A 22,993-nucleotide genomic window follows, 5' to 3' on the forward strand; every position below is an offset into this window, starting at 1 on the left:
ATTTTAATGGCTGATAAGCTTATATTATCAATTGAGGTTATTTATCAATCATTTTGTAAACTCTTACATAATCTACTTCCATTGCTGCAGGGAATGCAGATTCATCCACACCTTGTGCACCTCCCCAATCGCCTCCAACAGCCACATTCATAAGTATATGAAAACGCTTATCGAAAGGCCATACCTTATAACCTTTACCTTCGTTTACAAATTCGAACACTTGTACATCGTCAATAAAGCCTCTTAATGCGTAGGGAGTCCAATCAAGACGATATAGGTGAAAATCGGTTGTGGCTGTAGGAATGGTCTTCGTACTTGTTTTTTGGGTATTTATTTTAAAATAATAAGCCTCGGTATGTGCAGAAATATGCACCACATTGGGATCAAATCCTACGTGTTCCATAATATCAATCTCACCCGATTGGGGCCAACCTCCGTATTCCCAATCGGTAGGCAGCATCCACAATGCTGGCCATGTACCTTTACCTGCTGGCAGTTTGGCTTTAATCTCTACTCTTCCATATAAAAAATCCCCTTGACCTTTTGAAATCATACGGGAAGAAGTATAATCTTTACCTCCCATCGATTGCTTTTTAGCAGTAATGGTGAGCTTACCATTAGCAACCGAGGCATTTTCAATAGAATTGGTATAATATTCTAGTTCATTGTTTCCCCAACCCGAACCGCCTAAATCATATCCCCATTTATCAGGAGTAGGCAATCCTTCATAATCAAATTCATCAGCCCACATTGGTGTTGCTTCAAATTGCCATTGCTTATCAGTTGGCGCTTGTGGTAAGTTTGGATAGTCAGCCTTTTCTTCTTTTTTCTTACCGGAGCAAGCCAAAACACCTAATAAAAGAACAGACCAGGTAGTCATTCGTATTTTTTTCATAATATAAAATGGATGTAAGCAAACAATAAGAAGCTGCCGGAAATCCGGCAGCTTACATAACCAATTATTAATATTTCAAATGCAAAACTTTCCTATCGATTTTATGCAATACTTAACAGGACTTAATAACGACTTATTAAATTATCATAGCCAAAGCTCATCTTACCCATTCAATAAGTCAAAATTATTACCTGATAAATTGGTTGACTATTACTGCAAAAGGAGGCAGTAATTATTTTTTTAAATGTAAAGCAGAAATGAAAACGAAGGTAATTTACATACCCCTACAGAAACCATACAAAACCACTAAACATCTGAAAAAACAGCCCTACAATAGCACTACAGATAGGCATCAATCATTTAATCTACAGCTATTTAAGCAGACAAACCTTAGCAAATATAAAGTTCGATTAAAATCGGACTTTATGCTCTTCTTAGAGCTAATTCGGATAGGTTTATTCTTTTGAAACTTTGGTCAAAAAATCATAAAGATTTGTTTCGGGGGTTAATCGGAGTTTTTTTCTTAAACGATATCGTGCAACTTCAATCGCCTTACTGGTAATATTCATCAATTGGGCGATTTCTTTGGTCGACAGGTTCATTTTAATATAAGCGCACAACTTCAACTCAGTTGAGGTTAGATCAGGATAAGCGGTTTTAAGTTTGTTAAAGAAATGATCATTTACATTATTAAAATGCATGGTAAACTGATTCCAATCCTGCTCACCGTTCTCTACATCTCTGATCAACCGAAGTAATTGCCTAAAACTGGTTGATTTTTCATTCGCCTCCGGCTTTTTTACGAGCATCTCTTTAACCTTTGCTAGCACCTTACCTCTTTCAACCAAGTGCATGGTCATAATTGAAAGCTCTTTATTCTTATAGTTAATATCAGCCTCCAAATTCTCCTTCTCTAAACGAACAATCTCCTTTTCATTTCTGTCGAGTTCCAGTTGATGCAAGTATTGCATTTTCTGCTGTTCCTCTTTGTGTTTCTTTTGTTGCCATCTATAAATAAAATACATTGACCCCAAAAAGAGCGCTACATACAAACAATACATCCACCAGGTTTGATACCAAGGCGGCAACACAATAAAAGTGTAAAATACAGGAACAGAATCAGCACCCTGATTATTTCTAGCCTTTACTTTAAACGAATATTTACCCGCCGGCAGATTGGTATAGTCTTTTTCAAACTTGTCGGTCCACTGTGACCAGTCCTTGTCAAATCCAACTAACTGATAACTAAATTCTGTGTTTTTAAGTTGTTCAAATAATGTTGAAGAATATTCGAAGCGAACCGAATTATACTTATGCGCTAGTTTATTAATAGCTCCTTGCTTCGAGGAAGCATTATAACCTCCAAAAAGTACACTATCTTCTTCGCCCAATAGTCTAACTTTACCCAATACCACAGTTGGCTTACTAATATTTTGCAGGTATTTTTTATAGTTAAGGTGATACACCACTTTGCTTGCACCAACAAAAATATTCTCGCTATTGAAAGGGTAAATGCATTCGAATCCTTTTACCACTTTATCTTTAAGCTCCTGAAAATAAAACAGGGTATAAGGTTTCCCTTTTGATGGATGCTGAAAATCAACCACTCCAATATCTTTATCGCTAACGAACCATACATTTCCATCAGGATCCTCTTTTAAATACCTAACTGTATAACCACTTAATGCGTCATTTAAAACAGTTGATAAAACAAATCTATTTTTAACGGCAACAAACTCATAAATCCCTTTTTCAGAGGCAACAACAATCCTGTTTTTAATTCGATAAATGTAGTTTCCTAAATCAGAGGGCAGTCCATTCTTTTTTGTGTAAATGGTTCTTTTAATAATCTTACTAAAATCGCCAGATAGCTCCAGCCTGAATACACCTTTGTAAGGATGAGATGCCCAAATGGTATTACTTGTATTGTCAAAAGCAATAAAACGCAATGATTCATACAATCCGTCTATGTGTTTTAAATCAGAAAAAGTTCCGTTGGAGTACTTAATATGTTGCAGCCCCTTGTAGGTTCCGGCGATAATTGATTGTGAAGGGAAAACATTGGATACAGGTTGAACCAGCCATGTTCCGGGTGTTGAATAAATTTGCTTAGCAGTAGTACCAGAGATTTCGAAAAAACCATCTTCATGACCCATCAAAAGATGGTTATTCACCTCATCAAGATTCCAGACCTGCCCCTTTGTATTATTTACCTCGAACAAAACACTTTTTGATAAACTCAAATCATTTTGTCCGGTTTCCAATTGACAAGCGTACAAACCAGTTGAGGAACCAATAAACAGTCGATTATTGAAAACATTCATAGCGTAGCTGGTGGTTTGCCGACTCTTATCAGGATGAATTGATTTTATTGAACTATTAAGTGCAATAAAGTCAATTCCATCATCCAAAGGCAGCCATAAGTTTTTATGCTGATCAATCAGTAAACCCCGGCAATTATTGTTTTGCAGTCCATCCTGAAAGGCGTATTTCTGCACCAATCGTCCTTGCCTATCAATAATAATTACACCTGCAGATGTTGTTCCTATAGCAAACCATTGCGTATTAACCTGTTTGCAGCAATAAATACGGTCGTTATAAAAGGTTTTATCAAGACTTGTTTTCTTACTGATCAATTGATCATTAATAAGATAAAATAAACCATTTTTAAGTGTCGAAACCAGAAGTGTATCTCCGCCATATTCGGTAATGGAAGTAATAGCTGCTCCATTTAGCAATGGTGAATTACAAAACGGTCGCCAAATGCCGTTACTATATTTTAGTACGCCAACCTGTTTGGCTTGGGCAAAAAGCTGGTTATGTGCCTGTCCCAAAAACACCCACTCGGTATCAGTTCTGTATATTTTTATGCTACCTTCTTTATAATGAATGATCTTATTGATGGCTCTAAAAAACACTTCATCATTAATAATTGAAATGTTCCAGATGTCTGAAAAGCTCCGTTCACTTTCAGGAATCAATGATACAAGTGAATGATATTTCAGCTCTCCTCTTTCATCAGGTAAAAAATATCCTATCTCATCCTGTCCACCAATGTAAATCCTGTTTTTGGAATCAATTTCAACAGAACGAACAACTGTAAAATTAGGAAGGCGGTATAAATTCCAAAAATGACCGTTGAATGTAAGCAGGCCTTCATTGTTGCCAAAATAAAGCCTTCCCCATTGATCCTGGGCCACATCCCAATTCTGAATTCCGGCTTTATAATCATCACTTATATAATTAACTATTTGAGGAGAAGCTAGTTGATTTTGCCCTTGAGCTCCAAAACATAGCAAAAGAAGTAAGCAGCTCAATAAATATTTATTCATAGTACATTCAATTCAAGCAATTACATGCTCTCACCTTAACAATTTTTAGAAACAAGTAAAACTTATGAGTTGGAAATTTAAGGAGCGCTTTTATAAAACTAATGTAGACTTAATATTCGAGAAATTTTAAAGTAGCGATTTTAAAGTTTAAAGATCTAGCAATAGCCCTTAAAACAAGCTGGACAGGTTATTTTAATGCAGCGCTGGTTTCATAAATTGTTTTTTGTTAAATTAAAGCTATATCACTCTTCTCTTATCCAATTAACCCGATTGGCCGAATTAACTTAATCATAACCATGAAAGAGTTCATGTTTTTTATCAGGAAACAAAGTAATAGCAAAGAAGTACTGTCTGAAGAAAAACACCAGGAATTTCTTAAAGCTTGTGAAAATTATATCGACAAACTTAAAAATGATGGAAAGCTCATTTCTGCTCAACCGATAGAATGGTCTGGTTGTATTATCTCGAATGAGGAAAATAAATGGAAAGAAACAACAATTGATACTTCCCAAGAGATAATTGGTGGTTATTACCATATTACTACCGATAGTTTAATTGATGCTATTGAAATTGCAAGGGCTAATCCTGAATTTCAATTCAATGAAGGTTCCCGAATTGAAGTTCGCCCCATCAAAACGAAAGAAAACACCGGTTTCCTATATCCAACCCAAACTTCACCATAATGACCTTTTAAAAGACCTAATAAATTATAAACCACATCTAATTTTATTCTTATGGCTTTCAATTTTATTGATACTGTATACAGCTATTTTGGCAATGAGTTAATTGGTAAAGCAGAAATCTATCTTAACGAAGGAACTGTTAGTGTAAAAAAAGGACTGGAGGCGATTATTCCTGTTTCGCTGAATGGAATAGTTAAAGAAGCTGAAACAGACCCTGAATCGGTTCTGAGTTTAGCAAGGGAGGCTTCCAACAGTGGAATTAGCAACAGATTGTACGAATGCTTCACCCCTGGTGGTGGTGGAATTCCGTCTATCGGCCCAACACTGATAAATAATATTTTGGGTGATAAATTTGGTTCAACAGCTAATTCGATATCAAGTTTTGCCGGCTTAAAGGGCTCCAGCACAGCTTCACTATTCGGAATAATCTTGCCATTTGCTCTTTCATTATTAGGTAAACATGCTCAAGAGAACAACCTTTCTGCTGGTGAGTTATCAGCATTGCTATCATCACAAAAGAGCTCAATTTTGTCGGCTATCCCTGCTGATTTAGGTATAAAATTAAAGGATAAGCCACAAGAAGTATTCACTAATCAAGGTGTAATAAAAAAGAGAAACCGCTGGATCATTCCAACTCTTCTTGCATTCCTGGTGGTATTTATATTGGTATGGTTGATGAGAACTTGTAATAAAGAAACCACTCCAGTAGCTCCAACTACTACTACAACCGATACAGCTAGTACAATCAAAACCGAGGCGGTGGTTATCAATAAAGAACCTGTTAGGCTTATGTTACCCGATGGCATTGAGCTTGAAGCTTATAAAGGTGGTATAGAAGATCTATTGATCGCGTTTATCAATGATTCTACGGCTACTATAACTAAAGACAACTGGTTTGATTTTAATGAGCTGAATTTCAAATTTGGAACTGCTGAAATAATACCTGAAAGTGAATCGGAGCTGAATAACATTGTGAAAATTTTGCAAGCCTATCCAAAAGTTAAAATTAAAATTGGGGGATATACCGATAAAGTTGGTGATGAAGCGACAAACAAGAAGTTATCTCAAGACCGTGCAAATGCCATTTTGGAAGCTTTGAAAACTGCGGGTGTTGGCAATCAGGTGGTAGGAGCTGAAGGCTATGGTTCTGAGTTTGCCAAATTCCCAGCCGAGGCACCTGAAGAAGACCGGATAAAAGACAGACGGGTTTCGGTTAGTGTTCGGGAGAAATAGAAACATTTATAATTTAAATGGGGATAAGATGCAATTAAGCACTTATCCCCATTTATGTGTACTTATCAATGATTTGTACTGAAAGTATCTTCTAGTTAGCCTTTTCTACTGACGAAGCACCGCTGGCATTATCAACCACTTTAGCAGGTGTACCTTTATAACGTACTTTACTAGCACCACTTGCCGAAACAATTAGTTCAGAAAGAACATTTACTTCTGAATCAGATGCTCCACTAACATCAATTGTACATTTATTGGTAACCATATCGTATGCACGAATTTTTCCGGCTCCAGATATGTCAATTGAATGTTCTGCAGCTTGTCCGGAAAAAGATACTTTTCCGGCTCCACTGATTTTTGTTACCAATTTATTCGCATTTAAATTTAGTTCCGATTCAGTTGCTCCGGATGAAGTAAACAGGAGTTCATTTATCTTAAATTGATTCATCATTTTCACATTAACAGCTCCTGATGCATCAACTTTACTTAAATCTTTCATGTGAATTTTAACTACGATAGAATGTGTGACACAAAAATCCTTTTTATTATGGATCTTAAGAACATTTCCATTAACCGATGTTAAAATCTGAGGATGCAAATTATCATCGGCAATAATCTCCACTTTCTGAACTGAATCTTGAGTAAGCTCAACCGAATATGCTCCACTCACATCCAAACCGGTAAAATGGGTTAACACACGTTCTTTAGTGATCACATTGCCTGAACCAACAATGCACATTCTTTTACATGATGAGAAAACAACTACAAGAAGAGCAAGTAAAACAAAGTAACTTTTGAATTTCATTTTTTAGGTTTTGTAATTTTTGACGTAAATACTTACTTAAAGGTTACATTAAAAAAGTTTAATTCAAATTAAAACTTTTAAACCGGCCAAAATTTAATTGGCATAATTAAGCTTTACTAGGCATAACCAGAATTATTTCTTGGGATATTGCTTTCAATAGGAATCACCTTCTTTAAATCCTGCTTTTAAAAAAGGTTTAAGTAAATCAATTGGTACAGGGAAAATGGTTGTTGAATTATTCTCTGTAGCAATTTCACGCAGGGTTTGAAGGTAACGCAAAGTTAATGCACTTGGCTGATCACTCAATATTTTGGCTGCATCGGCTAAACGCTGCGATGCTTGAAATTCACCTTCTGCAGCAATGATCTTCGATCGCCGCTCGCGCTCTGCTTCGGCCTGCTTGGCCATTGCACGCTGCATTTCCTGTGGCAAATCAATTTGCTTTACTTCAACATTCGACACTTTTATTCCCCAGGGTTCGGTATGTGCATCAATGATCTGTTGTAGCTTTTGATTGATCTTTTCACGCTGTGAAAGGAGATCATCCAACTCGGATTGTCCTAAAACACTTCTTAAGGTAGTTTGAGATAGCTGGGAGGTAGCAAAAAGATAATTCTCAACCTCCACAACAGCCTTTTGAGGCTCAATAACACGAAAATAGATCACTGCATTTACCTTAAGGGAAACGTTATCTTCTGTAATGATATCCTGGGGAGGTACATCCATAACAACAGTGCGTAAACTTACCCGCACCATTTTATCAATAATTGGAATCAAAAAGATAATTCCCGGACCTTTAACACCATGGGCTCCGATTAAGCGTCCTAACCGAAATATAACACCCCGTTCATATTCACGCAGAATACGAATTGCATTGGCTAATATAACCACTACAAAAAGAACAAGAACAGCAAAAAAAACAGGTACTGCTATCATAATTATTTATTTAATGCCGATAGAAATTTTAACAACGCTCAACTCGTAATCGCATTTTTTCAAGTGCTACCACCCTCACCTTACTGTTTACATCAATTCTTCCACTCACTGATTCAGCCTTCCAGATCTCACCATGCATTCTTACATTGCCAACCGGATCAAGCGTTTCGAGAGAAACTCCAGTTTCGCCTATCATTCCTTCAATACCCGTTACTGGCTTCAGCCGTTGTGCCTTCAATCCCAAACCAATTACAAAAAGAAAAAAGAGCGTAGTAACACCCACTGATGAAAAGATAACACTCCACGATTTTTTAGCGAGTTCCAGGGATGAATCGCTTCGAATAAGCATCATCGACCCTAGCAATAGTGAAACCCCTCCTCCTATTGCCAAAACCCCATGACTAACAATTTTGATCTCCAGCAAAAAAAGAATAATTGCAAAAATGATCAGGGCCAGCCCTGCATAATTAATAGGCAATGTATGCATAGCATAAAAAGCAAGGATCAAGCTGATGACACCTATAATTCCGGGCAGAATAGCACCGGGATTATAAAACTCAAACAATATCCCATAGAAACCAAGCATTAAAATTATATAGGCTACATTGGGATCACTTACCATGTTCAGCATTTTTTCAAAACTGCTCATCTCCAATGATTCAATGCTGGCGTTTTTGGTATGAAGCACCTTGTTCCCGGTACCTGTTTCTACTTTTTTGTTATCAATTTTTCCGAGTAAATCGTTGAGATTAATCGCTACTAAATCAACAATATTCTTTTTCAGTGCTTCAGATTCGGTAATAGAGGAACTTTTTCGCACTGCTTCATCGGCCCACTGAAAGTTTCTATTTCGTTTTTCAGCAATAGAACGAATAAAGGCAGCCGCATCATTAGTGGCTTTTTCATTCATTACAGAATCAACCTTTCCTTGCATATCTACCGGATGAGCCGCTCCGATATTGGTTCCCGGTGCCATAGCGGCAATATGTGCTGCCATGGTAATAAAAACACCGGCTGAACCAGCATGAGCTCCGGCAGGTGAAACAAATACCACTACTGGAACCGGCGATTCCAATATGTCACTAACAATAGCCCGTGTTGATTTCAGTAATCCTCCAGGAGTATTCAACTGAACAACAAGGCATTCGGCCCTTTCTTCTTTTGCTTTATTGATTCCTTTATGAATAAATCCAGCAGCAACTGGATTGATTGTTTCATCAATGCTTAAAACAATTACTTTTTGAGCATCAAGTAGTAGAGGGTAGATTAGTAAAAAGGCGAGAAATAATATAGTGCGCCACATATAAGTCCCGAAGACGGGTTATTAGTTTAGCCGTTTACCTGAAAACCATAAACAACTGTAACTAAGTTAGTTAAACAAAGCAACAATATCAATTCAACTTATTTGAGGTAGTAGAATGCAAAGAAAGAAACAACAAGAATTAATTAAGTTTATAAAAAAGGAGGGCGAATTTATTCAATACCTCATCAGAATCTTTTATAGAATGAGCATCTATTTCCCCAATACATAACTTCTAAAACCTTGAAACGCCACCTTATTTTAACTACAAGTATCAATAATACAGATTTTATAAAATGGTATAATTTTCTAACTATATAAAACAGCAACAAAAAAGACAATGAAATGTATAACAAGAAAAAGTCATTTAAGGAACCAGGTTCGAAAAATGAAGGTGGGTTTCCGATACTAAAGTCAAAGTTGTTTAAGGTAAGACTACGAATACTTTATAAAAGCAAGGTTCCTATTCTCCTCCTAACCATAGAAGACCCTGAGATATATCAATATTATTTATTTACCAATTAATATACTGTAACAGGGAAATGATTAATTAACTATTTCCCTGTTTGTTTAATAAATATTTCCAAAATTTGTAATCAACTGAAAACCAATACTGTTTATTTTAAAATGGCATAACAATGGCATTTTTCACTCATCAATTCTGTAGGTTATGAAAGCAATTTGGAAAGGAAGTATAAGTTTCGGATTGGTAAACATTCCAATTAAACTTTTTAGTGCCACACAATCCAGTTCACTCGATCTTGATATGCTCGACAGAAAAGATCATGCGCATATAAAGTATATGCGAGTTAATGAACATAGCGGCAAAGAGGTTAATTGGGGTGATATTGTTAAAGGTTACAAGTATAATGATGACTATGTACTTTTAGAAGAAAGCGACTTTGAAGAAGCAGCTCCTGAAAAAAATAAAATTATTCAAATTGAAAACTTTTTGGATTTGAATGAAGTAGATGCCATTTATTATGAAATGCCCTATTACACACAACCCGAAAAAGGTGGCATTAAAGCTTATTCCTTACTTTACGAAGCTCTTGAAAAAACCAAAAAAGCTGGGTTAGCCCGATTTGTATTGCGCACTTCTGAAAACTTATGTCTTATCAGAGCTGTTGACAATACTATTATAATCCAAAAAATAAGATTTTCTGAAGAAATCAGGGATCCATCAGAACTTAATGTAGAAACCACGGCTATTTCGAAAAAAGAATTAGACATGGCGGTGGCATTAATAAAACAATACTCCAGCCCTTTTGATATTTCTAACTATCATGACTCTTATTCCGAGTCATTGCTGAAAATTATTAAAGCGAAGGCTACTGGCAAAAGACCTTCTATAAGAAAACTTAAGGTGGTTTCTAAAAAATCCGAAGATCTGATGTCGCAGCTAATGGAAAGTTTGTCAACCAAGAAAAAACAAACCTCATAACATAAAATGGGCAAACTGGAGAAATATTACCAAAAAAGAGATTTCTCCCATACCTCAGAACCTAAGGGAGGAAAAGAAACTGGTAAGAAACTAACCTTTGTTGTTCAGCGGCATCATGCCTCAAGGTTGCACTATGATTTCAGGCTTGAACTGGATGGTGTATTAAAAAGCTGGGCAATTCCCAAAGGGCCTTCATTAAATCCCCTTGATAAACGACTGGCCATTATGGTTGAGGACCATCCCTTGGATTATCAGCGTTTTGAAGGAGAAATCCCAAAAGGAAATTATGGGGCAGGTAACGTGCTGATTTGGGACAAAGGTTACTATGAACCCTTATTACCTTCGGCCGATGTTCAAAAAGAAATTAAGCGGGAGCTACATAATGGAGATCTTAAAATTGTACTTAAAGGCTCAAAGTTAAAGGGCGAATTTGCATTGGTTAAATTCCAGAATGCTGAAGAAAATGCCTGGCTGCTAATTAAGCATAAAGACAAATTCGCTGTTAATAAAGCTTATAATAGTGAAGACGAAGTACCTGCTTCCATCAAGAAAAAGAAGAACGTGACCAGCTCCTCTTCCACAACAAAACCTAAAACAAAAGAAACGCATAAAATAGGTTTTCAAAAACCCATGCTTGCCACTTCGGCGGATGCTATTAATGAAAAGGATGAATGGATTTATGAGCCTAAGCTCGATGGGTATCGAATTATATCGGTTATAAAAAATGGAGAAACAGAATTGTTCAGTAGAAATGCTCAAAATTATACTGTTAAATATGGACAAATAGCAGATGTATTAAGAGAAGTAGGTCACACAGCTATACTTGATGGAGAAATAGTAAAACTAAATGCAAAAGGAGTGGTTGATTTTAATGCACTCCAAAATTTCAACAAAAAGCCCACCGGCAAAATTTACTATTATGTTTTTGACCTCATTTACTTGAATGGTCACTTTTTAACCGAACTATCGCTACTGCAACGAAAAGAACTCTTAAAAACCTTTATTGATCAACTTAATAACCCTCAGATTGTCTTCACACCATTTGCAAAAAGTTTAAAAGAACTGGAAAAGGAAATGCATATCAGTACCGAAGGATATTTGGCCAAGCAAATTAACAGCAAGTACTATCTGGGTAAACGAAGTTCAGAATGGTTAAAGATTAAAAACGAAAACGACGATGAATTTTTGATTGCTGGATACACTGAACCTCAAAATAAAAATGATTTTATAGGTGCGTTGTTATTGGTAGAGAAAAAAGGAAATGAAATAACATTTCGGGGAAAATGCGGTACAGGATGGAATAATGAAATGGCCCAAGAAATGCGGTCATTATTACAACCACTTGAAGTTTCAATAAAGCCCTTTAAAGAGTCGTTTTCGAATAGAACGAAAATTCATTATGTAAACCCTCAAATTATGTGTACGGTAAAATTTACCGAACTAACCCCCGAAGGTCGATTACGGCATCCTGTTTTAAAGGATATAAGATATGATAAAATGGAAACCAAAACACACGCTCAAGATAAAACCCAAAAAATAGGTTCTGTAACTTTAAAGTTTACTAATTTGGGAAAAGTTTACTTCCCTGAGTTAAACCTAAGTAAGGGAGATGTAATAAACTATTATGACCAGGTAAGTGATCATATACTACCCCACTTAAAAAACCGGGCGCTTTCCCTCAATCGACATCCAAATGGCATTCATGGAGAAAGTTTTTACCAAAAAGACACCCCTGAATCGTCGCCTGCATGGCTTAAAACAACGCCAATTTATTCTGAAAGCAATGATAAACAAATTGACTACCTGGTTTGTAACAATAAGGCCTCTTTACTCTACATGGCTAATTTGGGTTGCATTGAAATAAACCCATGGTTATCTAAAATTTCAAAACCCGATAATCCGGATTATTTGGTCATAGACCTCGATCCTGAGAATATTGATTTTAAGTATGTTATTGATACTGCTTTAGCAACAAATGAACTTTGCATACAGCTAGGCCTTAAATCATTTGTGAAAACATCGGGGTCTACTGGATTGCATATTTTCCTTCACTTAGGAGCAAAATATAGCTTTGATTCTTCCCGAATTTTTGCCGAATGGTTGGCCAACTCCATTCATCAACGAATTCCTTCATTTACAAGCATTGAACGCAGCCCCCAAAAACGGCAAAAGAAAGTATACATTGATTTTTTACAAAATAGAAAAGGTCAAACTATCGCTGCACCTTTTAGTTTGAGACCGAAACCTGAAGCAACAGTTTCATGGCCATTAAAATGGAAACAGGTAAATCACAAATTAAAAATGAACGACTATACCATTTTTAATGTACCTGATTTACTGAAAAATTACACCGATCCCTGGTCTGAGCTTGCTAAAACATCGGTAAACCTAAAATCAATTGGGGCCAAATTGGAGTAGCGTATTAATGTTTTGGGAAAGATGAACAAGGATCTAAAAGAGCTAAAGGCTGAAGCTCGTTCCATGCAATTGGTGTATGTAAGCAGCGATCTGCCGGGTTATAGCCGTGTAATTAAAGGCAAATCAACATTATTTTACGACACTAACAACAAAGTGATTAAAGACCCAGAAATACTGAATAGGCTCCATGGACTAGTGCTACCTCCTGCATGGACAAACCTATGGATTTGCACACAAGCTAATGGTCATTTGCAAGCTATCGGAATTGATCAAAAGGGCAGAAAACAATATCGGTATCACAGTAGTTGGTCGTTGAAAAGAAATGAGAGAAAGCACAATAGAATGCTGGAGTTTGGAGAAGCTATACCATCTTTAAGAAAGCAAATAGAAAAAGACCTCAGAAAGAAAACCTTCACAAAAGAAAAAGTAGTTGCATTAGCGTTAAAGATGCTTGAAAATACACTAATTAGAATTGGTAATACTTTTTATACTAAGCAATATGGAAGTTTCGGCTTAACAACCTTAAAGAACAAACATATTAAAGTGAACGGGAGTCACTTGAAAATTAGTTTTAAAGGGAAAAAAGGTATTTTCCATGAGGTTGATCTATCGCAAAAAAATCTTGTAAATCTTGTTAAAAAACTAAAGGATTTACCTGGACAGGAACTGTTTCAATATTATGAACAATGGGGAGAAAAAAGGACCATCGATTCAGGAATGATCAATGAGTATATCAGGCAATACACCGGTAAAGATTTTACTGCCAAAGATTTCAGAACCTGGTCAGGGACTTTAAATGCCTTGAAATTCTTGTCCGGTTTAGAAAAATTTTCTACAATAACCGAAGCAAAACGAAATATAAATGCTACGCTTGATTATGTTGCCAGTCAATTAGGAAACACTCGCACAGTTTGTAGAAAATACTACGTTCATCCAGAACTTTTACTCGCTTATGAAAATGGCTCTCTCTATCCCTTTACAAAAAAACTAATCCACCAAACCAACAACAAATCAAACTCTTTAGCAATCAGCGAAAAAATTTTATTGTCATTCTTAAGAAAGATTGATAAACCATCTAAATAAACCACTACCAAGGCACTTTAACTCTCCTAAAAATTCCACACATTGAGCAAGTAACCACTTGATTTATAGAAATTTATAAACATTCAGTTTTGCAAAAACCTTATTGTCGGTCATAGAAAGTCAAAGGCACGATATTTCCATTACTCTTCTCTGGTTAATTAAAAATCATTCGCTTAACACTAATAACTAGAATTATGGAAAATCAAAATCATGTAATTTCAGCACTCAACGATTTGTTAAAAGTTAACAATGATCGTGTTCAGGGATACCAAAAAGCTATCGAACTTACTAATGATAATGAACTAAAAAAACTGTTTCAGAAATTGGCCCTGGATAGTTCAAAAAACATCAATGAATTATCGGACCATATATTTCAAATTAACGGGCATCCGGCTGAGTCAACGTCAGTTGGTGGTAAATTTTACAGGGCATGGATGGATATTAAATCATTATTTACGGGTGGTAGCAGGCATCAGATTTTATCAGATTGTGAACATGGTGAAGATATGGCGCTCGATGCATATAGAAAAGCAGAAGCTGATAAAGACATTTTATGGGATAATGCCACCCTCAATGTTTTAAATATGCAGAAACAACGCGTAATTGAAGGGCATAATACCATAAAACAGCTACGCGATCAGGCAGCTTAATTTAAAAACGAAAATTATGAGAATTAAGTAAAAGCCACCGGAAATTCTCCTGGTGGCTTTTTTAATGTGGTGCCCGAAATTAAAATGTGCGTTCATTTCGATCGGGATCAACGTTTTCAATATCCCCTCTATTTTGATTTACATCCGGCATTGTTGCTGGATCTTTTTTAGAAGGAAATTCATTTACCTCTCGTTGATCTTGAGGATTATTGTGTTCATCATCCTCTTCTTCCTCCTCACCCGCTCCTTCATCTTCCTCTCCTATTGGCTCATTCCATTTTGGGTCTTCTCTGGTTGGATCGTTCTCATTCGGATTTCTTCTATCCGGGTGAGTAGGATCATTTTTCCATGGCTCCTGTTCAGGTCTGGTATCCGGACGATTAGGATTAGGCATGTTGGGTTGTTGCGGTGAATTAGTTCCGGCCTGGCCGGTATTAATTCCTTGATTTTCTTCAATCATAATTTTTATTTAACTGGTTTTACTTATAAGTGTGAAAAAACAATACCATTCTTGGCCGTTCCCTTAAAGCCATAATAAATAACAAGATGGTGGAACATACTACCCTAATAGCTGACTATCAGGCAATTTATGTCCCTTTAAAAAATCAGCAAACAAACTCTTATATATTAAAAGCAGCCCATTTAATGCTATGGCACAATGATTTCAATAGATAGGTAGATACTCACATAATTTTTTAATCTAAAGTATTTAGATATGGAATCGCCTCATGAAATGAAAACAGTTAGTGAAATACTCGAAAAATTGAGACTGGAAAAGAAGGATGCTGAGTTTAGAATGACGGATGAAGGATTTAAAGCTATTCAAAGCAACCAGGTATTTAAACCCGATGAACTGCATATTAGTAAGACCTATCGGTTTGAAGGTAATTCTGATCCATCTGACAATGCGGTCATCTATATCATTGAAGCAAATAATGGCTTAATAGGATATGCCCTCGACGCATATGGAGTTTATTCGAATTATGAGGACGACAGCTTTGATAAATTCATTGCCCAAATACAGCATATAACACATACATAAATTTAAATAAACAAGGTTATGAATAACTCAAGATCACTAATGGCTCTTGTTGTAGGTATTGCAGCAGGTGCTGCTTTGAACGCTATGCTTAATTCCGAAAAAGGCTTGGAATTTAAAAGAAAAGCCAAAGAAAACCTTAAACGTACGTCTGATGACTTAATGGATAAATTCAAAGGTCATCTGGAAAGTGGGAAAAATCAGTTAGCCGATAAAATGCATCAGGCTGCAGATAGTCTGAAAAGCTAGCTTTAAAAAGCGATCGGCCAAAAACATACTTGACCGATCGCTTTAAGTAATAATAACGTTCCAATTTTCATTTAATAACGTAAATCTCCCAATCTGCTGGTTTGGATTTAACAATCAAACCCGTATCATTTTTATACTTATGCAACTCAAACGAAGCCTTTCCTTTACCAACTACTAAATCTTCGATAATGATGTTATTAAGAAAATCTGGAAGTACAGGTTGCTTAAAAACAATCTTCTTTTCAATGGCATTTATTTCCATTCTTAAACACGCTTCCATAAGCATGAATACCGCACCAACAGCCCAAGCCTGTGGAGAACAGGCTACCGGATAAGCGGTAGGTCCTTCACCTTTTCTTCTATAAAAACCGCAGAACAGTTCAGGCAAACGCTGTAACTCTATAAAAATTGAAGCATCAAATAATGCCCCGGTCAATTTAATAACCTCTTGCTGAAAGAAATATTTAGAAAAGCCGGAGGCAATAATAGCCACATCATGAGGCCATACCGAACCGTTATGATACGACATAGGATTATACCTTTTTTCCTCAACACTCAAGGTTCTTATCCCCCATCCGCTAAACATATCATCCTTCATTAAATTCTCCTTCATTCTCATGGCTTTCTCTTTATCAGCTATACCCGAATAAAGTACGTGTCCTGCATTCGATGATTTAACCATGCAAGCTTTCTTTTGACCGTCAAGAGCAAGGACGTACCAGCCGGTTTCATCGTCCCAAAATTGTTGGTTAAAGAGTTCCTTTAATTGCTGTGCCTGTTTTCTGAGCTTAGTGGCCAACTCCTTTTTATCGAGCGCATCGGCTAGTTCGGCCGCTTTATATTTAGCATCATAAACATACCCCTGAACTTCACATAAAGCAATAGGAGGTTCAGCAAGTTCGCCTGAAGAATGGGAAATAGAATCATGCGAATCTTTCCATCCCTGGTTAAACAACCCGTTAATGCTTTTATGCTGATACTCAACAAAACCATCACCATCTACGTCGCCATATTTATCTATCCAATCGAGAGCTTTCTCAATATGGGGCCACATTTCTTTGATGAACTTGAGATTAGCCGTGCGCTTATAATAGGCTCCACATAATACCACAAACAAAGGCGTTGAGTCTATTGATCCATAATACTGTTTAAATGGAATTTCATTACACTCCACTAGTTCTCCTCCCCTGGTTTCATGCAGTATTTTTCCCGGTTCGGCATCCTGGTATGCATTTTCTACTAATGCCTGGTTTTTAGCAAGGAAACAAATGGTATCACGTGCAAGGTCAGGTGCTATCCAAAGTGTTTCCAAAGCCGTTATAATGCCGTCTCGACCAAAGGCCGTATTATACCAGGGTACACCGGCATAGGGATACAATCCGTATTGAGTCTGAGCTAATAACGACATCAAATCCATTTGAGAACGGTTTAACCAATGAGTAAACTGTTCATTAGAAGTTAAAACATTTGCAAATAGGGTTCTCGACTTTCCTATATCACTTATCAGTTGATCCTGCGCTTTATTATAGGGTGAAATGGTGTAGTCATCCGCATCACCTACTATAAATTTAACAGCATACTGTATTGCTTTTGACTGATGTGGATCTAATGAGATATGGAAAATAGCATTGGTTTGATCTTCCCAGTCATCGGGTTTTTCATATAAGGTAATAATAGCCGTGCGGATAATCTCATCCAGGCCCTTGTATTTAATAATGATCTCATTTTGGGGAGTATGGGTAATTTCAAAGATCTCACCTCTTTTTTCCCGTTTAATACCTCTGACTTCAAAAATATCTTTAAAATCGGCTTTAAATTTTATTGAAATATTGAAATCGTATTTTTCTGCTCCGTAATTAATAAGGGTAATAGATTCATAACACATTCCATTACGAATAAATTTACTACGACCTATATAAATTACCCCTTTCGGAACATCCGTTTTATTCTCCTTTTCCTGAAATTGAATTAATGGATTGGTAAGGTCAACTGAAAGAAGTTCGTTCTCTTCTTTAATCGCCGAGCTTAGCAGCAAAGGACGATTGTTATTGATCTTAAACTCAAGATCACTGATAAAACGGGTTCCCTGATGATAGATTCCCTGTACTTCTTCTCCCAACTGCTTTATATCTCCCCATCTATCAAATATTCCGAAGGTATCGGTTTGGTTTAAGATCTTAATTCTATCATCAGCATATGAAGAGGTTGCTGAGATATAAAACTTATTCTCAAGTTGGATAATTGCATCAGGCATAAGAGAGCTATTTAGAATCAAACAACATTTCTATTTCATTTGTTGCACTTATTAGCGGTTACCATGTATTAATAGATGGTATCAAAAGGAACTAAATTATTTCTTTAATGGATGTTTTTCTCGCTCTATTTTTTTGGGTGCAATGATCTTCAGCCACCCGCTCATACACTTTAATATAGTTCCGCGCCATTACATCGGCACCAAACCTATGTTCGAAAACACGTCGGCATTCGGCCCTGTCAATTAAAGGTAAATTATAAACAGCCTCAATTGCTTCTTGTTCATTGCTCACAATAAAACCTGTTACTCCGTGGTCTATTATCTCCGGAACCGACCCTTTATTAAAAGCTATTATTGGTGTTCCATTAGCCATGGCTTCGATCATTACCATTCCAAACGGTTCGGGCCAGTCAATTGGAAATAATAGAGCTGCAGCGTTTCCCAAAAAAATCTTTTTCTCAGTCTCTCCAATTTCTCCTATAAACTCTATTAACGGATGATCAAGCATATGTCGTATGTGATGATTAAAATACTCAATATCAACCTTATCTATTTTTGCTGCTATTTTAAGGCGCATTCCCACCGCTTTAGCAATTTCGATGGCCTTATCCAACCGTTTTTCAGGAGAAACACGACCTAAAAAAGCCAAATAATGGCCTTCTCCACTGTTTAATGAATATAAATCATGCGGAATACCATGATATACAGTATCCACCCAGTTAGCCTGTAAAAGTGGCTTACGTTGATGATTGGAAATTGACACCACCGGCACTTTATCAAAAGTACTATAAAGCGGTTGAAGATCAGGCAAATCCAAACGACCATGCAAGGTAGTAATATGGCAGTAATCACTTCTTATTGAAAAGGGAAAATGTAAATAGTCGATATGAAAGTGCAAAACATCGAATTGATCGGCCATTTCAAATACTTTTTGAAGCATCACAAAGTGATGCGCCAATGGATCAATGCATCCGATATCGAGCCTTAATGCTTTCGGGCTTCCTTTAATAAGTTTCGCATTGGTAATCGAATCTCCCGATGCGAACAAGGTTACATCATGACCTTGTTTAACGAATTCTTCTGTTAAATAAGAAACCACTCTTTCGGTTCCTCCATAAAACTGTGGCGGAGTGGATTCATAAAGGGGGGCTATTTGAGCTATTCTCATAATACTTCAACGATTTGATTTGTGCAATCAATAAGAATGAAATTATTATGCCACAGGAATTTATAATGAGTTTCGAATTAATGGTAAACAATAAGGGTAACTATTCCTCATTTGCTGGTAGTAGTCTTCTTTCAGGATATATTGGAGGCTGCAATCGCTTAATTGATTGTTTCCTTCCTTTCGGTTCACTCTTTTTGGGATTGCTCATTATTTCAACTTTTATGTGGTACATAAGTTGAGTTATTCAATAGGTAATAACTCATTTCGAGGAGGATAATAATGGAAAATTATGCCACTCTTAAGGACACTATAAAATAACGTGCATTACTAATTGAGTTTAATTAATTGTGTAAATTATTACTCGGCTCATTCAATTATTAGCAAAGCATCATTTGCACATAGTAAATTATAATTTAACATGTTCAATTTCCTAAATACCTTGCATAAAATCAGGGTGGGTTTTTTTGTATCTATTTTTCTACTGATTTGTACATCGGTCCTATCCTTTATTATCTGTACTTCATTTCTTCGCAATGTTAACCTGGTAAACCGATCGCAGGAAACCATTAACCATATACAGGAACTAAAATTAATATTAAAAGAAACTGAATCTAATATTCGCGCTTATGCCCTATCCCGAGACTCTATTTTCCTAATTCCTTCACTACATGAACAAAAAGCAAAGACCCAATCTATTCTACAAATCCTATCCAACGATCTGATGCTACAGGATATGAATCAAAGCAACCTTAAGTTATTAATTATAAAAATACAGGGACGGTTTGAATTTTGGCAAAAGATTGCTGATGATCCATCATGCTTTATACAGAAAGATTGTTTTAAAGAAAGCAGTAAACAGGCAAATGATTTGGAAATGGATTTTTCTACCATCATTTATCAGCAAAAGAAATTATTGCAGGCTCGTAACCGCTTATATGTTAAAAATGCTGAGATTCTAATCCCTATCATTTTAATAACCTCATTAGTAGGGATATTAATATCAGTGATAGCATACATGGGTTTACAAAAAGAAATAACAAATAAACAAGATAACTTTCTGCAATTAGACAAGTTAAAAAATGAATTGGAGGCTAAAATCGAACAGTTAAACGAATCAAATGATGAGCTGGATCGTTTTGCATATATTGCCTCTCATGATTTACAGGAACCTCTCCGGAAAATCATTTCTTTTAGTGAAACTTTAGTTAAAAACCATCCAAAAGAGCTAAATAATGATAGCAAAGTGTATCTGGGCATTATTTCAAATGCGTCATTACGAATGAAACGTTTAATTGAAGATCTCCTTAATTATTCAAGATTAATTCCGACAAGCAATTCGGTAACAGAACAAGTAAATTTAAATGAAACCGTTAGCACTGTGCTCAAAGATCTTGAATTAACGTTTAAAGAAAAGAATGCGAAAATTACTATTGATGATCTGCCAACTATAATTGGAATTAAATTTCAATTAAATCAATTATTCCTTAATTTAATATCCAATTCGTTAAAATACGCATCAGCAGATCGATCTCCCGAAATCCATATTTTTAATAGCCCTGTAAATACCATAGTTGATGACACTTTTAATCCGGTTGCTGGAATAGATTATTGCCAAATTGAAATTTCTGATAATGGGATTGGGTTTGAAGAGAAGGATGAAAAAGAAATATTCAAAATATTTAATCGTCTACACGGACGTAATGAGTACGATGGTACCGGCATTGGTTTAGCCATTTGCAAAAGAGTGGTAGAAAATCATAAAGGTTATATCAAAGCTCATGGAAAATTAAATATAGGAGCTTCTTTTAGCATAATTCTGCCATTAAATTCATAGAAGGTCAACCATTTATTTTTATTCATTTATTTTAACCGCATACTGATGATCAATTATATTACTATAGTGATTATTGACGATGATGAAGAAGATTTTATACTTATAAAACATTATTTAGAGCAGGTTCCCAATCAAAAATACTTAATTAAAAGAGCTGCTAATTATGATGAAGCCCTGGTTTTTTTTAATGAACCGGGAATAGATGTGTTTTTGGTAGATTATAAACTGGGCAAATATAAGGGTATTGAAATATTGAATATTGCCAAAGTGTACGATGTAAACGCTCCTTTTATTATTGTAACCGGTAAGGGAAATTTAAACATTGATAAAGAAGTAATGCGTGCCGGGGCTTATGATTATTTAATTAAAGATGAACTTTCTACTGATATCCTTGAGCGATCGGTTCGTTATAGTATTGAACGTTTCAATCAGTTTAAAATCATTGAAAATAAGGAAAAACAGTATAAAGATATCTTCGAAAAATCGGGTGAAATTATTTTGCTAACCAATCAATCGGGTAAAATACTCGATGCCAATCCGGCGGCGATCAATAGGTTCGAAAAGAGTTTACCAGAGATGTTAAATCTGAAAATTCTGCATTTAGTCGACGAAAAAGAACAATTGAAGTTTTGGGAAGCAGTAATTACCAAGCAATTGGAAGGAGAGATTTTTACTTTCTTCTCTGTTCCGATGACCAAAAAAATATCGGGCCTGGTAAGTTTTATTGAACAAGATGATTTTAATTATCAATTTATCATTCACGATGTTACTAAAATTACGATTAAAGAAACTGAGCGAAGGGAAGAAGAAAAATTTGCAGCCACAGGCCGTATAGCCAGAGTAATTGCTCATGAGGTTAAAAATCCGCTTACCAATGTGAATTTTGCCATAAATGAGTTAAAGGATGATAATAAAGATCCTGAGAAAAAAGTTGTAATCGATATTATTGAGCGTAATTGTCAACGAATAAACAGCCTGATTACGGAGTTACTGAATTCCACGCGTTTTTCACATCTCAATTTAGCTAGGCAGGATATTAATAATGCAATACGCGAAGCAATAAAAGGTGCCCAGGATTTTGCTTCCCAAAAAAATGTTAAAATACAAAGTGCCCTTTCTCCTATCGAGCCCTTTTTTATTGACGGAGAAAAGATAAAAGTAGCCTTGATGAACATCATCATTAACGGTATCGAAGCCATTGATAATGCCAACGGCGAAATATCTATTGGTAGTTATACAGAAAACAATAGAGTAATGGTTTCAATAAATGATAATGGTAAAGGCATTCCTCCGGAAAATATCAACCAGATATTTGAGGCCTTTTATACAAACGGAAAAGATACCGGTACAGGATTAGGACTTACTACCTCTCAAAATATTATATTGAATCACAATGGAGCTATTTTCGTAGAAAGTGATACTGAAACGGGGACTACCTTTACCATTACGTTAATTCCACACGAGTTAAAAGAATTGTACCTAAAAGAAAAGCACCCCCTTGAGTAGTTTTATCATTTCTGTTCTTTTCCTATTTAACTTCCTATACTGTTAGCTGGGAATCGCTAACCTCACTAGTAAAAGTTGCCATAGCTTCCCCGTAAAGTGCAATACTTTTCATAGCCTAACACATCTTAATTAATTAAAAATCAGCATTTAAACGCATCAAACAA

18 protein-coding genes are annotated in these 22,993 nt (G+C 36.0%); 10 read left to right on the top strand and 8 right to left on the bottom strand.

The window, feature by feature from the left end; all coding sequences use genetic code 11:
* Positions 1-37: 37 nt before the first annotated feature.
* Entirely contained in the window at positions 38-895 is an 858-nt protein-coding gene (locus NF867_RS17345) for a glycoside hydrolase family 16 protein (RefSeq protein ID WP_252589660.1), read from the bottom strand.
* A 455-nt stretch (positions 896-1,350) separates the two neighbouring features.
* On the bottom strand, positions 1,351-4,227 hold the full coding sequence (locus NF867_RS17350) for a triple tyrosine motif-containing protein (protein WP_252589661.1): 2,877 nt from the start codon (positions 4,225-4,227) through the stop codon (positions 1,351-1,353).
* A 296-nt stretch (positions 4,228-4,523) separates the two neighbouring features.
* Here NF867_RS17350 and NF867_RS17355 point away from each other — a divergent pair, with 296 nt between their 5' ends.
* Entirely contained in the window at positions 4,524-4,910 is a 387-nt protein-coding gene (locus tag NF867_RS17355; protein WP_252589662.1) for a YciI family protein, read from the top strand.
* A 51-nt stretch (positions 4,911-4,961) separates the two neighbouring features.
* Entirely contained in the window at positions 4,962-6,143 is a 1,182-nt protein-coding gene (locus tag NF867_RS17360; RefSeq protein WP_252589663.1) for an OmpA family protein, read from the top strand.
* Between the two features lie 91 nt (positions 6,144-6,234).
* Here the strand turns inward: NF867_RS17360 and NF867_RS17365 are convergent, their stop codons facing one another.
* From NF867_RS17365 to NF867_RS17375, 3 genes are all read right to left on the bottom strand, one after another.
* Positions 6,235-6,948 carry a head GIN domain-containing protein gene (locus NF867_RS17365; protein ID WP_252589664.1) on the bottom strand — a complete coding sequence of 238 codons (714 nt, stop codon included), beginning with the start codon at positions 6,946-6,948 and terminating at the stop codon, positions 6,235-6,237.
* A gap of 153 nt (positions 6,949-7,101) precedes the next feature.
* Positions 7,102-7,884, bottom strand: coding sequence for a slipin family protein (locus NF867_RS17370; RefSeq protein ID WP_252589665.1), 783 nt, complete (start codon positions 7,882-7,884; stop codon positions 7,102-7,104).
* 28 nt (positions 7,885-7,912) lie between these two features.
* Positions 7,913-9,187, bottom strand: a complete 1,275-nt coding sequence (locus NF867_RS17375) for an NfeD family protein (RefSeq protein ID WP_252589666.1) — start codon at positions 9,185-9,187, stop codon at positions 7,913-7,915.
* Between the two features lie 667 nt (positions 9,188-9,854).
* Here NF867_RS17375 and ku point away from each other — a divergent pair.
* From ku to NF867_RS17395, 4 genes are all read left to right on the top strand, one after another.
* Positions 9,855-10,628 (top strand): non-homologous end joining protein Ku, encoded by a 774-nt coding sequence (ku, locus tag NF867_RS17380; protein WP_252589667.1) that lies wholly within the window; start codon positions 9,855-9,857, stop codon positions 10,626-10,628.
* Positions 10,629-10,634: 6 nt separating this feature from the next.
* The gene (gene ligD, locus NF867_RS17385; protein ID WP_252589668.1) at positions 10,635-13,046 is read left to right on the top strand and encodes a DNA ligase D; all 2,412 of its coding nucleotides are present in this window, start codon (positions 10,635-10,637) and stop codon (positions 13,044-13,046) included.
* Positions 13,047-13,067: 21 nt separating this feature from the next.
* On the top strand, positions 13,068-14,129 hold the full coding sequence (locus tag NF867_RS17390) for a DNA topoisomerase IB (protein ID WP_252589669.1): 1,062 nt from the start codon (positions 13,068-13,070) through the stop codon (positions 14,127-14,129).
* 194 nt (positions 14,130-14,323) lie between these two features.
* Positions 14,324-14,779, top strand: coding sequence for a ferritin-like domain-containing protein (locus tag NF867_RS17395; protein ID WP_252589670.1), 456 nt, complete (start codon positions 14,324-14,326; stop codon positions 14,777-14,779).
* A 79-nt stretch (positions 14,780-14,858) separates the two neighbouring features.
* On the opposite strand, the gene NF867_RS17400 is transcribed toward NF867_RS17395, so the two are convergent.
* Positions 14,859-15,239, bottom strand: coding sequence for a hypothetical protein (locus tag NF867_RS17400; protein ID WP_252589671.1), 381 nt, complete (start codon positions 15,237-15,239; stop codon positions 14,859-14,861).
* Positions 15,240-15,494: 255 nt separating this feature from the next.
* On the opposite strand from NF867_RS17400, the gene NF867_RS17405 reads away from it, so the two are divergent.
* Together NF867_RS17405 and NF867_RS17410 are read left to right on the top strand one after the other, a co-directional pair.
* A complete protein-coding gene (locus NF867_RS17405) occupies positions 15,495-15,821 on the top strand; it encodes a hypothetical protein (RefSeq protein ID WP_252589672.1) in 327 nt (108 codons plus the stop codon).
* A gap of 18 nt (positions 15,822-15,839) precedes the next feature.
* Positions 15,840-16,067 (top strand): YtxH domain-containing protein, encoded by a 228-nt coding sequence (locus tag NF867_RS17410; protein WP_252589673.1) that lies wholly within the window; start codon positions 15,840-15,842, stop codon positions 16,065-16,067.
* Positions 16,068-16,134: 67 nt separating this feature from the next.
* On the opposite strand, the gene NF867_RS17415 is transcribed toward NF867_RS17410, so the two are convergent.
* Both NF867_RS17415 and NF867_RS17420 read right to left on the bottom strand, forming a co-directional pair.
* Complete coding sequence (locus tag NF867_RS17415) at positions 16,135-18,321, bottom strand: amylo-alpha-1,6-glucosidase (RefSeq protein ID WP_252589674.1); 2,187 nt, start codon at positions 18,319-18,321, stop codon at positions 16,135-16,137.
* Between the two features lie 91 nt (positions 18,322-18,412).
* Entirely contained in the window at positions 18,413-19,489 is a 1,077-nt protein-coding gene (locus NF867_RS17420; protein ID WP_252589675.1) for a glycosyltransferase family 4 protein, read from the bottom strand.
* Positions 19,490-20,222: 733 nt separating this feature from the next.
* On the opposite strand from NF867_RS17420, the gene NF867_RS17425 reads away from it, so the two are divergent.
* Together NF867_RS17425 and NF867_RS17430 are read left to right on the top strand one after the other, a co-directional pair.
* Positions 20,223-21,323 carry a sensor histidine kinase gene (locus tag NF867_RS17425; protein WP_252589676.1) on the top strand — a complete coding sequence of 367 codons (1,101 nt, stop codon included), beginning with the start codon at positions 20,223-20,225 and terminating at the stop codon, positions 21,321-21,323.
* Positions 21,324-21,368: 45 nt separating this feature from the next.
* A complete protein-coding gene (locus NF867_RS17430; protein WP_252589677.1) occupies positions 21,369-22,829 on the top strand; it encodes a hybrid sensor histidine kinase/response regulator in 1,461 nt (486 codons plus the stop codon).
* The last annotated feature ends 164 nt before the right edge of the window (positions 22,830-22,993 follow it).

This window comes from Solitalea agri (genome assembly GCF_023914155.1).
Classification (GTDB): domain Bacteria; phylum Bacteroidota; class Bacteroidia; order Sphingobacteriales; family Sphingobacteriaceae; genus Solitalea; species Solitalea agri.